Source organism: Parabacteroides acidifaciens, from assembly GCF_003363715.1.
GTDB classification, from domain to species: Bacteria; Bacteroidota; Bacteroidia; order Bacteroidales; family Tannerellaceae; genus Parabacteroides; species Parabacteroides acidifaciens.
The window spans coordinates 13,338-28,120 of the sequence record NZ_QREV01000035.1 but is presented as its reverse complement, the minus strand read 5'-3'; the positions used below and the strand labels follow the sequence as shown (position 1 = coordinate 28,120).

The 14,783-nt window shown below is 48.1% G+C and carries 13 protein-coding genes; 3 read left to right on the top strand and 10 right to left on the bottom strand.

Going from position 1 to position 14,783, the window contains the following annotated elements:
* Nucleotides 1-224 precede the first annotated feature (224 nt).
* A complete protein-coding gene (locus DWU89_RS20530) occupies nt 225-446 on the bottom strand; it encodes a hypothetical protein (RefSeq protein WP_147292120.1) in 222 nt (73 codons plus the stop codon).
* 208 nt (nt 447-654) lie between these two features.
* Between DWU89_RS20530 and DWU89_RS13850 the strand changes: the two genes are divergently transcribed.
* Nucleotides 655-1,599 (top strand): Rpn family recombination-promoting nuclease/putative transposase, encoded by a 945-nt coding sequence (locus DWU89_RS13850; protein WP_115500226.1) that lies wholly within the window; start codon nt 655-657, stop codon nt 1,597-1,599.
* A gap of 40 nt (nt 1,600-1,639) precedes the next feature.
* Here DWU89_RS13850 and DWU89_RS13845 read toward each other — a convergent pair whose 3' ends face one another.
* From DWU89_RS13845 to aroQ, 5 genes are read right to left on the bottom strand one after another with little or no spacing between them, the layout of a single operon-like run.
* Nucleotides 1,640-2,875 (bottom strand): FtsX-like permease family protein, encoded by a 1,236-nt coding sequence (locus DWU89_RS13845; RefSeq protein WP_115500225.1) that lies wholly within the window; start codon nt 2,873-2,875, stop codon nt 1,640-1,642.
* A gap of 11 nt (nt 2,876-2,886) precedes the next feature.
* Nucleotides 2,887-3,222, bottom strand: a complete 336-nt coding sequence (gene rbfA, locus DWU89_RS13840; protein ID WP_115500224.1) for a 30S ribosome-binding factor RbfA — start codon at nt 3,220-3,222, stop codon at nt 2,887-2,889.
* Nucleotides 3,223-3,236: 14 nt separating this feature from the next.
* On the bottom strand, nt 3,237-3,860 hold the full coding sequence (locus DWU89_RS13835) for an O-methyltransferase (RefSeq protein ID WP_115500223.1): 624 nt from the start codon (nt 3,858-3,860) through the stop codon (nt 3,237-3,239).
* A complete protein-coding gene (gene pyk, locus DWU89_RS13830; protein WP_115500222.1) occupies nt 3,857-5,311 on the bottom strand; it encodes a pyruvate kinase in 1,455 nt (484 codons plus the stop codon). Before pyk ends, DWU89_RS13835 begins: the two co-directional genes overlap by 4 nt.
* Before the next feature lie 43 nt (nt 5,312-5,354).
* Nucleotides 5,355-5,771: a type II 3-dehydroquinate dehydratase gene (gene aroQ, locus DWU89_RS13825; protein WP_115500221.1), complete on the bottom strand. Its 417-nt coding sequence runs from the start codon at nt 5,769-5,771 to the stop codon at nt 5,355-5,357.
* 78 nt (nt 5,772-5,849) lie between these two features.
* Between aroQ and xerD the strand changes: the two genes are divergently transcribed.
* Complete coding sequence (gene xerD / locus DWU89_RS13820) at nt 5,850-6,746, top strand: site-specific tyrosine recombinase XerD (protein ID WP_115500220.1); 897 nt, start codon at nt 5,850-5,852, stop codon at nt 6,744-6,746.
* 11 nt (nt 6,747-6,757) lie between these two features.
* On the opposite strand, the gene DWU89_RS13815 is transcribed toward xerD, so the two are convergent.
* A complete protein-coding gene (locus tag DWU89_RS13815) occupies nt 6,758-8,755 on the bottom strand; it encodes a DUF4954 family protein (RefSeq protein WP_115500219.1) in 1,998 nt (665 codons plus the stop codon).
* Entirely contained in the window at nt 8,752-9,963 is a 1,212-nt protein-coding gene (gene hflX, locus DWU89_RS13810) for a GTPase HflX (RefSeq protein ID WP_115500218.1), read from the bottom strand. Before hflX ends, DWU89_RS13815 begins: the two co-directional genes overlap by 4 nt.
* 72 nt (nt 9,964-10,035) lie before the next feature.
* Here hflX and DWU89_RS13805 point away from each other — a divergent pair, with 72 nt between their 5' ends.
* Nucleotides 10,036-11,799 carry a T9SS type A sorting domain-containing protein gene (locus DWU89_RS13805; protein WP_115500217.1) on the top strand — a complete coding sequence of 588 codons (1,764 nt, stop codon included), beginning with the start codon at nt 10,036-10,038 and terminating at the stop codon, nt 11,797-11,799.
* 107 nt (nt 11,800-11,906) lie between these two features.
* On the opposite strand, the gene DWU89_RS13800 is transcribed toward DWU89_RS13805, so the two are convergent.
* Both DWU89_RS13800 and DWU89_RS13795 read right to left on the bottom strand, forming a co-directional pair.
* Entirely contained in the window at nt 11,907-13,286 is a 1,380-nt protein-coding gene (locus DWU89_RS13800) for an FAD-dependent oxidoreductase (RefSeq protein WP_115500216.1), read from the bottom strand.
* Nucleotides 13,287-13,292: 6 nt separating this feature from the next.
* Nucleotides 13,293-14,774, bottom strand: a complete 1,482-nt coding sequence (locus tag DWU89_RS13795; protein WP_115500215.1) for a RagB/SusD family nutrient uptake outer membrane protein — start codon at nt 14,772-14,774, stop codon at nt 13,293-13,295.
* Between the last annotated feature and the right edge of the window lie 9 nt (nt 14,775-14,783).

Genomic DNA, 14,783 nt, shown 5'->3' with positions numbered 1-14,783 from the left:
AACCCCCTTCCCTGCCGTTTTTTCTATTTCGTCCGAAATCTTGATCGATTTTGGATTGACTCTTTTCATGGTTTTATCCCTCTTTACTGACAAGAGATGGAGCGAGGTGCGCAGGCTGTCTGAAAAAACGTGCAATTTGATTACCTGAAACCGGAAACACCGGCAAAGTGATAAAGCTTAACTCCCGGAGAATCGCCTGTAGCAAAACAAAGACGGACTGCGTCTCAAATATGCAAGAAAAATTTCGAGAGCTTGTCGCCACGACGACCGTCTTCATCGCCCTCGCGACCGTCTTCATTGGAATGGCGACCGTCTTCATAGGGTACGGTGACCGTCTTCATGGCGATAAAGTACCGGATAAATGAAATAAAGGTTGACTTTCCGGCAAAAAACTCCCGGAAAAGAGGGATCAGCCCCTTTTCGGCGGCCGAAAAGTGGATTAACATTTGTTTTGTTTCGAATGCCTTTCGAGCCCGAAAAATGCGTTTTATACAATAAGCCCCCCCCGGATAGTTGAAAGTTAAGAGTTGAAAATTGAAAGTTTTGATGGATAGTTCAGTTCTGGCAAGAAGTGAAACTTTCTTCCCAATCCGTTGCCTATTCATTTATAATGTGTACATTTGTGCATTAAGTAATAACTAAAAAACATTGACTATGAAAAAGAACGAATCAGATCTTAAGAGCATGGAAGAGCAGGAAAAAAAAGAATTGCAAGACCGGTATATCCGGTTCGATTGGGCCATCAAACGTCTGTTGCGCCAGAAGGCCAATTTCGATGTGCTCGAAGGTTTCCTGACTGTCATGTTAAGAGAAGAAATCAAGATCGAAGAAATCCTCGAAAGCGAAGGTAATCAGGAGAGTGCGAACGACAAGTTCAACCGCGTCGACATCAAGGCGCTCAACAGCAAAGGCGAGATTATCATCGTCGAAATCCAGAACACACGCGAAATCCATTATCTGGAACGTATCCTCTACGGCGTTGCCAAAGCCATCACCGAACATATCTCCCTTGGCGAGGGCTACCAGGAAATCAAAAAAGTTTATTCCATCAGCATTCTTTATTTCGACATCGGTGTTGGTGACGATTATATCTATCACGGGCAGAACCATTTCATTGGCGTGCATACCGGTGACCATCTGCGTGTTAATACGCGTGAACGCAATGTGATCGTCTCGCGCCTCCCCGCCGAAGTGTTCCCCGAATACATCCTGGTCCGTGTAAACGAGTTCGATAAAGCGGCCCTCACTCCTTTGGACGAATGGATCAAGTACCTGAAAGACGGCACGATCCGTCCCGACACGACTACCCCCGGCCTTCGGGAAGCCCGCGAAAAGTTGAAATACTACTCTATGTCGCCTGGGGAACGCCTTGTCTACGACCGGCATATAGATGACATTATAATCCAAAACGACGCGATCGACACCGCCAAGCTGGAAGGCAGAATAGAAGGAAAAGCAGAAGGTCTTGCAGAAGGAAAAGCGGAAGGAAAAGCAAAAGGCATACGTCAAGTAGCTGCAAACCTGAAACGCATGGGCATGGATATCGATTCCATCGCCAATAGCACCGGACTGACCAAAGACGAAATTTCTTCTTTATAATAATCAGTTACTCTTTAAGCTTATCCATTCGACCAATCTTTTATTTATCCAGCCATTTCTTTCCTAAATAGTGGACAGGATACCAGGCGGCAAGGAAGCCGATGGTCAGGACAGTGATAAAGACAAGGATAACGTCGCCAGCTTCAACCCGGACAGGATAGGCATCAATAATGAAAGAGCCGGCGGCCTGGCCTAACTTGATAATTCCTAACTCTTGTTGCAACAAGCAAAGTGTCAGGCCGATAATAACGCCGATCAGTGCACCGAGCCCCGAAATCATCCAACCCTCAAAAAGGAAGATACGGCGGATCAGACGATCGTCGGCACCCATATTGCGCAACGTCCGGACATCCTCTTTCTTCTCTATCATCAACATGGACAGGGAACCGATCACATTAAACAGGGCAAGGATCAGGATAAAACAAAGGATCAGGAAGATCATCCACTTCTCCCCTTGCATCATCTTGAAAGAGGCTTCCTGCTGCTCGTAACGGTCCTTGACCCAAAAATTTTCGCCCAGGAGCGATTTTATTTGGCTCTTGACCGAATTTACATCCGCACCGGGAGCCAGGGCCAACTCGATAGCGGAGACCTCTTTTTCATAATGGAACAGGGAACGGACCAGCGGGAGGGGCAGCAACATGAAGTTTTCGTCATACATCTGCTGGTTGGTGGCATAAACACTGCCGATAAAGGCATAATCCAGATTAAAGGAGGACGCCGGATTGGCAAGATTCACCTTCTCATCTCTTTTCGGAACATAGATTTCTAACGGGTCGGAGTAGTTGGCACGGACACCTAAGAGTGTGGCGGTTCCGACACCGAGACTGGCAAAATTCGCTACTTCATCAGCAAGAACAAACTTACCGTCGCGGCTATCGATCAGGATACTGTCGATCCGCGTCAGCTTCGCAAACGTATCGTCCACACCTTTGACCGTCGTCACAATCTGGCGGTCCCGGTAGCGAACGAGCGCATTATCCTGGAGGACTTCGCAAAACAAGGCGACTCCGGGCAGCTTCTTCACTTCCTGGACAGCCGGCAAGGTCGGATCGAACACTTTTCCATGCGCAGGCAGTATCTTCAATTCCGGATCGAAGTTGCTGAGCATGGAGGAAACCAGGCTGACAAACCCGTTCAATACAGACAGCGCGCATACCAAAGCGATCGTCGCAACGACAACCCCACAAACGGACACCATCGAAATGATATTAATGGCATTGTGGGATTTCTTCGAAAAAAGGTAACGCCGGGCTATATAAAACGGGAAGTTCAACGCGGTAGCTTTTACTTTTTCAACAGATTATCAATATTCTCGATATAATCTAATGAGTCATCGATAAAGAATGTCAGTTCGGGAATCTTACGGACTTGCTGACGGATGCGCTGTCCCAGGTCGAAACGGATCGCCTTCGTATTTGTCCGGATATTCTCGAGCAATTCCTTCGACTTTTCAGACGGGAAGATGCTCAGATAGGCACGTGCGACACTCAGGTCCGGGCTGACACGTACCACACTCACCGAAATCAGAACACCATGCATGGCCTGTGTCTGTTTCTGAAAGATATCACTCAACTCCTTTTGCAGGAGGCGTTCTATTTTACTTAATCTTGTACTTTCCATAATTTCTTACTGCTTTATTTTTTCCAGATCATAGTAAGGCCGTCACGCAAAGGTAAGATAACTTTTTCAATACGCGGGTCTTCTTTGATTTTATCATTAAAACTAAGAATACCCAGTGTTTGTTTATCCTTCGGATGATCTTCTATCACATGGCCGTCCCACAACGTATTGTCGGCAAGGATCAGTCCACCGGGGCGCACCTTCGGAAACACAAGGTCGAAATAGTCCGAATACAACCGTTTGTCGGCATCGATAAAGACAAGATCGAATGTCTCATCCAACGTCGGAATGATTTCGAGGGCATCGCCGAAATGGACTTTTATCTTATCCCGGTGGGGCGACTGCGTCAGGTACTTCATAATGAAATCTTCCATCTCGTCGTTGATCTCGAGCGTGTGGATCAAAGCATCCTCTTCCACCCCTTCCGCCATACAAAGGGTAGCATAACCCGTATAGGTCCCGATCTCGAGCACACGGCGGGGACGAAGCATCCGGCAAAACATCTTCAGAATCCGCCCCTGCAAATGCCCCGACAACATACGCGGACGAAGCAGGTTCACATTCGCATCGCGGTCCAGAGCCGCGAGCAGTGCACCTTCTTCGTCACTATGAGAAAGGATATATTCGTCTAAAGTCATACTTCCTTAAACGTCGGCAACTGATAGTTGTTTCCGGCATCCAACACCTTTCCTACGTTGTTGATTTCAAGGAAGCTTGTTCCACCTCCCTCACCGAAGCTACCACTCAGGTAGGCCACCATGTTGTTGCGTGTGATACGTCCGCTCTTGATCATCTCGTTCAACGCCTGGAAGAAATAACCGCGGCGGCTGTCATTGTAAGGCTGATAAACGGCCCATACGCCATAAGAGAGAGACAACATACGCATCACACGAGGGTTGTAGCAAATGGCAAATACGGTAGATGTTCCGCGGAATGCTGCCAGGTAGCGGGCTGTACGTCCGGTATAACTATCGGTAATAATCGCTTTCACATGCAATTTAGTGGAAGACTTAACCGCCTGCTTTGCCAGGAAAGAGGTGACATCCAAGTCGTTTCCTTCGATAGGAACACGGATATCATTGGCAGCCAACTTTGTCTTTTCGGCCTCACGAGCCACCTTCGTCATCGTCTGGACCGCTTCGAGAGGATATTTGCCGTAAGCCGTTTCACCGCTCAGCATCAAGGCATCCGTACGGTAATAGATTGCATTGGCGATATCCGTCACCTCCGCACGGGTAGGACGCGGGTTATTGATCATAGAGTGAAGCATCTGGGTAGCCACGATAACCGGCTTTTTCATTTCCACGCATTTACGGATCAGAACACGCTGGATACCCGGAATCTTTTCGGCCGGCACCTCGATACCTAAGTCACCGCGGGCGATCATGATACCGTAAGCGACTTCCAGAATCTCGTCTATATTGTCGACACCTTCCTGGTTCTCGATCTTGGCGATAATCTTGATCGGGCTGTTGTGCTCGTCCAGGATACGCTGGATATCCAGTACATCCTGCCGGTTACGGACAAAGGAGTGGGCGATAAAATCCAGGTCGTTATCAATGGCCCAAAGGATATTCTTGCGGTCTTTCTCCGTCAGGGAAGGGAGATTGATACGTACGCCCGGCACGTTCACACTTTTACGGCTTCCTAAGGTGGCGTCGTTTTGTACTTCGCAAACCAGATAGTCGTCTTTCTTTTCCGTCACTTTCAGTTCCAGGTCTCCGTCATCGATCAGGATGTCACTGCCGACAGCCAAGTCGTTCACGAAATTCCGGTAAGAGACACAAATACAATCATGCGAAGTTTCCATATCCGGATTCCCCATAATCTTCACCAGCTCTCCGGTTGTAAAAGGAATCGGGGCCTGCGAAATCGTAGTACGCACTTCCGGCCCTTTCGTATCCATCAGGATACCGATGCGACCGGACACCGCCCGGGCATTAGTCACCACTTTAGTCAATCCTTCTTCCGCCATGTGAGCCGTATTGAGGCGCACAACATTCATTCCCGCCTTATACAACGAGTCGATAAATTCGACCTCACAACGCTGGTCGGAAATGGTAGCAACAATCTTCGTATGCTTTAACATATAACCTAAATATTTACCTATTATTTTTACCTATTAATCACTATTACAGGAACGATTCGAGAGCCAACCGGTATGAATCCAGTCCGAATCCTAAGATCACGCCCTTGCAGGCTGCTGAAATCATGGAGACATGACGGAAGGATTCGCGGGCATGTACGTTTGAGATATGCACCTCCACAACCGGGGTCGTTACAGCTTTTATAGCATCGTGCAGCGCGATGGAAGTATGCGTATAAGCGCCTGCATTCATAATAATCCCGTCGTAATCGAAGCCGACCTCATGGATTTTGTTTATCATCTCGCCTTCCACATTGCTCTGGAAGTAAGCAATTTCACATTGCGGATACTTAGCACGTAATTCACTCAGATAACCTTCAAAGGAAGCATTTCCGTAGACTGTCGGTTCGCGCTTGCCTAACAGATTAAGATTAGGGCCGTTGATGATCTGAATCTTCTTCATTTTGCTGTAATTTATTACCTTTGCACTACCTTGTACGGGCAGAAAATATCCGGCAAAGATAGTAAAGAATTATGAATCATGCATCAAGAGAATGACAAAATAGAACGATACAAGACTTATCTCCGTCTGGAGAAAGCACTTTCGCCCAACTCAATCGACGCTTACCTGACAGACCTCGACAAACTGACAAACTTCGTCGAAAGTGAAGGTAAGAAGTATGAAGAGGTCACCTATGACGACCTGCAACAGTTCGTCGCCCGGCTCCGTGACATCGGCATCCATCCACGCTCGCAGGCAAGGATCATTTCGGGTATCAAATCATTCTACCGGTTCCTGTTCCTCGACGATTATATAACAATCGATCCGACCGAATTGTTAGAATCGCCCAAGATCGGGCTGAAGCTGCCCGAAGTCCTAACTGTCAACGAGATAAACAGCATCCTCGACACGATCGACCTAACGCTACCGGAAGGGCAACGGAACCGGGCGATGCTCGAAGTGCTGTACAGTTGCGGCCTGCGCGTATCGGAACTGATAACGCTGCGTTTCACAGACGTTTATTTCGATGAAGGATTTATCAAGGTGGAAGGGAAAGGGAGCAAACAACGCTTGGTTCCGATCTCGAAAGTCGCGATAAAGGAAATTAAGAACTACCTGTATGACCGTAACCATGTTCCCGTAAAGAAAGGATTTGAAGATATCCTGTTCCTGAGCCGTCGGGGTACGGGCTTGTCGCGAATTATGGTTTTCCATATCATCAAGCAGCAGACGGAACTGGCCGGGATCAAGAAGAATGTAAGCCCGCATACGTTCCGCCACTCATTCGCAACCCATCTGTTGGAAGGCGGCGCCAATCTGCTCGCGATCCAGGAAATGCTGGGGCACGAAAAGATCACCACCACCGAAATATACACGCATATCGACCGCCAATTCCTCCGGAAAGAGATACTGGAACATCATCCGAGAAATAAATAACTTCAAAGATATTACATCAACGGAGTTATTCTATCAATCAATTCATCCCCCAAAGCACGTTTGGCAATGATATGTTCTTTGACGGCTGTTACAAACGGGTTGCTTTCGAATGCGCCGCGTACGCCTTCGAAGTCTTCCTGTTTTTCTTTGTCCGAGCCGTCTACGCCAAAGCCGGTCATGGATGTCAGGGAAAATTCTTTCTTTGCATCTTTGTAAAGCAGGTTGTCCAACCCGATCACAGAGTCCTGCCAGCGGCGGACAAGCTCGATGATTTGCTCTGCTGATATGGACGAGAGGCTGATGCCGTAATATTCTTCAAGTTTATCGTATGCCCATGTCCACTCCATATCATAGTAACGGCTGTGCATCGTTGCGAAGAATCGTTCGATCTCATCAAGCGAATGAATGTCTCCATTCTCGATCTTTTGGATCAACTTATCCAACTCTTCCCTCGGAAGGATCAATCCGGAAAGGTCCAGCCATTCGCCCCGGCCTTCCGCAGAGGTCGGTTTCAATTGCGCCCAGACCTCATCCATAGAGCGGAATAGCGTCCCTTCCAAGCGTTTAATCAGCGAATTGCCCAAGAACTTATTGATAGCCATTCCGTAGAGTTCAAGGGCAGTCCGCAAAGAAGAGCCTTTGATACGGGTGTTCTGGTAATAATAGACCTCGGATGTTTCGCCCACCAGCTCCTGGAGGTTCTTCAGGATTCCGACAGCCTTCATCATCTTATAGATCGTGTACGGACTAAGCAGGTTGTAGTTGATCATATCCAGGCGTTCCGGGTCTGTACGCTTATCACGCTTCGGCCATTTCTGCGCATCACGGATCGTCCCGACACTGCGCAGGTTCACACCTGGCACCAGATAGGTTTCATCATCCTTCTCTATCAGATAGGAGAACGGCATATCCGACGTGTCGCTATGATGATGATGGCGTCCCATCACAAGAGAGAAAGCGCCGACACGCGCCGGCCACAGGATATAAGAATCGCTGGTTGTTTTAGAGCCGCGCTCCACGATTCCCTGATGGATCGGACCCAACTTATACATATGGTTACTCTGGTTCGAACCGCTACCGGCATTCAGGAACGAATACATCCCGGCAATCAGCAGACTGCTCTTATGCATCGAAACCGTAAACGGCCCGGCAAAGATAGCGCAGGCCTCCCCGTTCTCGAAGGTGCAATTACTGAACAGAAGGGAATCGTGAGCCGAGAAGTTATGCGTCACATGACAAGCCTGCCCGATAAAGCAACGGATGATCTTGGCCGCATCGGCAACAACAGCGCCGGAAGAGATGATAAAGTCTTCGGCAATCACACTGTCGCCAATATAAGTCGGAGCCTTTTCGTTACTCCGTATCGTACCATTAGCAAGCCGGGTACAGTTTTCAACCGTCGCATAATCACCAATCCATACGCTCCGAAGTGTCCCCACATTGGTGATTTTCACATAATCACCAACAATACCATATTCCAAAGACACATCTTCAGCATATTTCGCAATTAACGACTGCAACCTGTCTATCAATTCAGGACGATGCCGGTATAATGCGATCAGATAAGCCAACGAAGCAGACAAACCTCCATAAATAGGAACTTCACGTCCTCCTGTCTCATTCAAGACAGAGACCAAAACATTATTCCCAAAAGAGGCTTCTCCTTCAACAATCATTACGTTTACATTTTGAATAATACATTCATCGCCGATAACGTAATTGGCTATATAATTATGCACATCCTCTATCAACGTATTATTCCCTACCTGACAATTATGCAAAGTTGCATTTCGAATACCGCTATGCTTCTTCACCCCGCCCGGAAACGTAAACTCTTTCTTGAAAAGACCTAATACGATAAGCCCGGAAAAGCGAACATTAACCACATATTCGCCTCTGAAAGCACTAACAACCCATATGTTATCCCAGCTTTCTGCACTACAGCCGTTTGCCTCCAATGCTGCAATTTCCTGCGGTCGCAGTTTCCTCAAATCTTCAGTATCAATCATTCTTCGTCATATTGTTGGAACAGGAAATCGTTATAAGGGAAACGGGTAATATGAATTTGCTTCACCCGTTCGTACAACAAGGTTTTAAGGGCATCGATATTGGTCCGCTCCTTGGCCGAGATAAAGATACAGTTGTCCTGCATCTTGTTCATCCACGTACGTTTCAATTCATCCAAGTCGATATTCTCGCGCGTACGCGGTGTCAGGTCGTCTTCCTCCTTCGGTACGAAAGTGAAAGCGTCGATCTTGTTGAACACCATAATCATCGGCTTCTCCGTCTTGTCGATCTCTGACAGCGTACGGTTCACCACTTCGATCTGTTCCTCGAATGTCGGATGGGAAATATCAACGACATGGACCAGCAAATCGGCCTCACGCACCTCATCCAGAGTCGACTTGAAGGATTCGACCAGCTCGGTCGGCAACTTACGGATAAAGCCGACAGTATCGGACAGCAGGAAAGGCAGGTTGTCGACAATCACTTTGCGTACAGTCGTGTCTAATGTCGCAAACAGTTTGTTTTCGGCAAACACCTCGCTTTTGCTGAGCTGATTCATCAAAGTGGACTTCCCGACGTTGGTATATCCGACCAGGGCGACACGAACCATCTTGCCGCGGTTCTTCCGCTGCACGCTCTTCTGCTTGTCTATTTCAACCAGGTCACGCTTCAACTTGGATATCTTATCCAGGATAATACGTTTATCCGTCTCCAACTGCGTCTCACCCGGTCCGCGCATACCGACACCGCCTCGCTGACGTTCCAGGTGCGTCCACAGACGGGTCAGGCGCGGCAGCATATATTTATACTGTGCCAATTCCACCTGTGTCTTGGCGTGGGCGGTCTGCGCGCGACTGGCAAAGATATCCAAGATCAGGTTCGTACGGTCCAGTATCTTCACCTGCAGCTCTTTCTCGATGTTGCGCAATTGCTTGGCGGAAAGTTCGTCATCGAATATCACCAACCCGATCTCATTTTCCACCACATATTCTTTAATCTCCTGCAACTTGCCGGAACCGACAAAAGTAACGGAGTTCGGATAATCCAGTTTCTGATAAAAGCGTTTCACAGCCTCGACGCCTGCGGTATCGGCCAGAAAAGCCAATTCATCCAGGTATTCTCTTACTTTCTGTTCGTTCTGTTCGGGGGTAATCAGCCCCACAAGAACGGCCTTTTCTGTCTGTGCTTCAGATATAATAAATTCTTTCATGCGGCAAAGATAGTAAATTCAATTATTTATGTATATTTGCAACCATAATAACAATCCAAAATAGTATTAACTATGAAAAAGAAAGTCATGCACTTTGTTCAATGCGCACTTGTTAAGATTCTATTCTTCGGTACCGGTTATTCACTTCAAGCGCAAGTTTCCGATCCATCTTCATGGGAAAGTTTTGTAAACAGCAGCGACAATACGCTTGTATCCGACACATTCAGGCTACAGACATTCGGGGATTCGGAATGGGATAATTGGGGATATTCAGCAAAAGGAGGAACTCAGATTCTCGACGTATCTTCCGTCAACATTGACAAACTGGGAGGAAAAATGGGATTAAGAATGCCTTTAGGAAGTGCCGTCAGGTTTGAAAAATACACCCCGACTCTTTATTCGGATGTAACAGCTGAAATCTTTTACGGAGGGAACTATCTGAATAGAGGCAACAACCTAAGCATGCGTATCTATACCGAAAAGGACACATCCGTACAGGTTATTGCAAAAATCACTGATAGTAACATCGCATGTCCATATAATGCACTTATCATCCCAAACACTCCGTTAAAAATAGATTTCTTTTCTGCTACCGGTACTGATCCTAATGGTTACTATTGCCTGCAATACGCCTTTGCATCCGGCACCATCCCAACCCACTCGCTTTTTACCGGCACCGGTAACTGGAACGACACGATCCGCTGGTCGCATCTTCCCCCGCTCCGACACCGCAGCGCACTGATAAAGGGAAATGTCTCTATCACTGCCGACACCTATTGTAATGCTGCCGCGATCAGTTCCGGCAATCTGCAAATCAACCCGGGAACAAAATTTATGGCGAATCATTTGGAACTGTTTGAAGCCGAAGCTTCCATCCAGTCGGGAGGAGCAATCGCAATCTCCGACTGCATAACCGTTCATAAGACTTTCGAGGAAACAGGGAAATGGTATTTTATATCTTTCCCTTTCGATGTTTATCCTTCCGGCATAGATTCCCGCTTTAATCAGAAAGACGGCACTCCGAATGCCGGAGGGAACTTCCTGTATGTCCAGTGTTACAACGGAGATAAACGCGCATCGGCCAATCGCCCAAACGGGAACTGGGAAGTCGTTCCGGTTCGTTCCGATGACATTCCCATATTTGAAAAGAACAGAGGCTATCTGATCGCATTAGACAGCCAAGCGACGAACAAGACACTGTCGTTCTCCTCCCGCCCCGGCGATATTCCCGAAGATTTTGCCAACACCGGCACGTTAAGCATCCCTTTGGCTACCGGCATGACCGCCTGGAACCGGGAGAACTACGGCTGGTATTTATGTGGCAATCCTTTACCGGCCCCGCTCCCCTTATCACAAATCGAGAAGAATGAGGCGCTGGACGGATATGTTTATGTGTACAGCAGTTCCGGCTACACGGCTTATCCCCTCAACGGCGACTATGCTTTACTGCCATTCTCCGCCTTCTTCGTCAAGGCCTCATCCGAAACCCATATAAACGTATCGTCCGATCTGTCCGCCAAAACAGCCAATATGATACGGACAAACGCCCCTTTAGCCCCATACAATGCCGAGCCCGCACCGGATAAACAAAGCACCGGGCTTACAAACCTAAAAACAGGCAATATCCATTACCTTATAAAAGACAGACAGCTTTACCTGCAAAACATACCGGAGCCGGGATATATCAAACTCACCGATATAAGTGGAAGTTGCCTCTTATATAAAAAGATACGGGAAGGTTCAGCGTCCGTTCCGGTTTCCAATAAACCGGGAATCTATATCTTACAAATCGAGACGCCCCACTTCCAGAAGCATTACAAGGTTATCCTTCCATAAACGGACAGGCATCGGCCGGGAAACCGATGCCCATCCGTTTTCCATCCGATGCCCATCCGTTTCCGGCCCGATGCCTATTCCCTAAAGCTGAAGCAGAAGTAAGAGATTCAGATCAACTGACCTTCTTCCCGTAAACGTTTCCGTAATTGTTGGATATCCACCTGATGGACATCGGGAGATTTGGACTTGCAAATCTGTCCTGCCGCAACGCCGACTGCCTCGCCAGTTACCAGGGAAGGAGGCATCACGCGCAGACTGCCGTGAGCATAAGGGTCTGTCGAGATACAGCGTCCTGCAACCATCACATTCTTCAAGTCGGCAGGCAGCAGACAACTGAACGGAATCCCGTGCGACTCTCCCTTTTTATAGCGGGGATATTTCGTTGCGCCCTCTTTGTGGACATCGATATAATAGCAGTTACGTCCGATGCCGTCTTCAAATTCGCGACGGGCCAACCAATCTTCCAGTGTAAAGGTGTAATCGCATTTGATCCGTCGGCTTTCCCGTATTCCCATGAGGCTGGATGTTCCCGCCAGGAAAGAGGCTCCGAACGGCTTCGGAGTGAACTCCACCAACCCTTTATGCAGTTGATGTACCAGTTTGCGCCCTTTCATCATGGCATCGGTCAAAGAAGCAGGGTCCGTGCTGTCGACCGTGACATGGCCGGCGTTAAAGCCCAGGAATCCGGGGCCTATCACTTTGTCATTCATATGCCGGTCCTTCACTAACGGATAGTTCGGATTGCCTACCATCGAATGAACCGGACTGTTCTTTTGATTGCTATGCACAGTCCCGATCAATGAGTATTCATACGGATCGACATTCGCCACCGTAAAACACAAAGTTCCTTCCTGTACGGATCCTTCGCCATCGCCCATCACAAAGTTTGCGCCTGCCCAGGCAGCCAGGTCGCCGTCGCCCGTGCAATCGATAAAGACCTTTGCTTTATAAGTCGACAGGCCGGCCTTGTTGGCAACGGTTATCGCCTCCACGACACCTTTTTGCTTCATCTCGACAGCCGCCATCGTAGAGAAAAAGAGAACGGTGACGCCGGCAGAAGTAACCAGGTCATCATACACAACCTTCAGATACTCGCCGTTGATGGGAACCCAATCATCATAATGGACATGCGGGACGCCCTTCTTGGATTCCTTGAAAACCCGTTCCGCAAGTCCTTTATAAATAATCTTCTCACCGTCTGTGAAAGGGCACCAAGCATTCAGCAGTCCGGATGTTCCCATTCCGCCCAAAGCGCCGGTTCCTTCTATCAGCAGTGTTTTGGCACCTTCGCGTGCCGCAGCCGTAGCCGCAGCACATCCCGAAGGTCCACCTCCCACAACAATCACGTCCCAACCGTCATACACCGGTATTTTGGCTTTACCCGGCGAAGCGTCCGTTTTGGGACTCTCTGCGGCGAAGGGTTTCCCCATCGCCACAGATGCCAAGCCTAAAGAACTAATGTTTCTTATAAAATTTCTTCTTTTCATACGCTATTACCATCCAGGATTTTGTTCCAACAGTTTATTTGCATCCATTTCAGTCACAGGTATCGGCAACAAATAATGTTTGTCCTCTATGACTGAAGCGATAGTCGGGTTCTGAGCCATCATCGCCTCCTTCAACTTATGCGTACGCAGCAAGTCGAAACGGCGTTGCCCTTCAAACGCGAACTCGCGGCGACGTTCCAACAGGATCACATCCAGGAAAGCCTCTTTGCTTAATCCGGGTTTGATGTCGATATCGGAAGCCGTGTTCATGTCCTTGCCGAAAGCACGACGACGTATTATATTCAGGTTCTCATAAGCCTCCGCATCAGAAGGATTAAGTGCATTCAACGCTTCCGCACGCATCAGGTAAACATCCGAGTAACGCAACACCGGATAATTGTTTTCGCTCCCCTGTGACCGGATTGCCTGCGGCGACAAATCCAGGAATTTATTCACGTAGCAAGGGAACTCATAGTTGGTAGACATGTTCGGATATTCTTCCAACGTGTACAGGCGGACATTTACGTCACGGCGCAAATCGCCTTCCTCATAACATTCGTAATGATTACGTGTCACCGGATCGTCACCATATCCGGTCCAACCGTTTATATTCACGAAAGGAGGACGGTAATAGCCATTGAAGTTACTGCCAAGCACGCCCGGAGTATTCCGTTTATACTGGATTTCAAAAACAGACTCTTGCCCGTTTTCCTTTTCCAGGTCGAAGTTGTCGGCATAATTCTCCCACAACTTATAACCCATCTGCATCGTTTCCGCCGTTTCTTTCACAACATTCTGATAGTCTTCACGAGTCAAATAGACCTTAGCCAACAGAGCGGAAGCCGAACCTTTCGTGGCGCGTCCCAGATAACCGGTCGGGATCTGCGTGACTACCGGCAAAGCGGCTTTTGCATCCTGCAAATCCGTTATGATCTGTGCGTAACACTCATCCAACGAATTACGAGGCACTTCCAACCCGTCCAGCGATGTCGTTTCCTTCAATACCAAAGGAACTCCGCCATACGTACGGACCAGGTTAAAATAGGCCAACGCGCGCAAGAACTTCGCTTCGCCTATCAGACGGCTTTTTGCTTCCGGCTTAATCAGGCCGTCTCCCATCTTCGAGATGTTTTCGATCGCAAAGTTAGCGTGGTTGACAGCCACATAATGTCTGACCCAAACCGAATAGACTAAGTTCGTGTTTCCATCGAACTCAAATTTATCCAAGGCATTCTTATCGAGGTTATTCGTCGTACGTCCACCTCCCCATTCGCTGTCATCCGTACCTTGGCTTTGCAATACTTCCCAGAACTGGTTATAAATATCATTTCCGGCAAAGGTAGCGTAGGTGCCATAAACAGCCGCCGCTGCATCTTCTTCCGATTTAAAGAAGTTTTCAGGACTCAAATTAGACTCCGGTATCAAGTCCATGTCCGTACAAGAGCCCATCATGATTGAACTCAATATTATAAATGCTATCTTTTTCATAACTACTTA

Bases quoted from the DNA above. Each gene is read 5' to 3' on its own strand.
- DWU89_RS20530 (WP_147292120.1), bottom strand. From the start codon at position 446: ATGTTAATCCACTTTTCGGCCGCCGAAAAGGGGCTGATCCCTCTTTTC.
- DWU89_RS13850 (WP_115500226.1), top strand. From the start codon at position 655: ATGAAAAAGAACGAATCAGATCTTAAGAGCATGGAAGAGCAGGAAAAA.
- rbfA (WP_115500224.1), bottom strand. From the start codon at position 3,222: ATGGAAAGTACAAGATTAAGTAAAATAGAACGCCTCCTGCAAAAGGAG.
- DWU89_RS13835 (WP_115500223.1), bottom strand. From the start codon at position 3,860: ATGACTTTAGACGAATATATCCTTTCTCATAGTGACGAAGAAGGTGCA.
- pyk (WP_115500222.1), bottom strand. From the start codon at position 5,311: ATGTTAAAGCATACGAAGATTGTTGCTACCATTTCCGACCAGCGTTGT.
- aroQ (WP_115500221.1), bottom strand. From the start codon at position 5,771: ATGAAGAAGATTCAGATCATCAACGGCCCTAATCTTAATCTGTTAGGC.
- xerD (WP_115500220.1), top strand. From the start codon at position 5,850: ATGCATCAAGAGAATGACAAAATAGAACGATACAAGACTTATCTCCGT.
- DWU89_RS13815 (WP_115500219.1), bottom strand. From the start codon at position 8,755: ATGATTGATACTGAAGATTTGAGGAAACTGCGACCGCAGGAAATTGCA.
- hflX (WP_115500218.1), bottom strand. From the start codon at position 9,963: ATGAAAGAATTTATTATATCTGAAGCACAGACAGAAAAGGCCGTTCTT.
- DWU89_RS13805 (WP_115500217.1), top strand. From the start codon at position 10,036: ATGAAAAAGAAAGTCATGCACTTTGTTCAATGCGCACTTGTTAAGATT.
- DWU89_RS13800 (WP_115500216.1), bottom strand. From the start codon at position 13,286: ATGAAAAGAAGAAATTTTATAAGAAACATTAGTTCTTTAGGCTTGGCA.
- DWU89_RS13795 (WP_115500215.1), bottom strand. From the start codon at position 14,774: ATGAAAAAGATAGCATTTATAATATTGAGTTCAATCATGATGGGCTCT.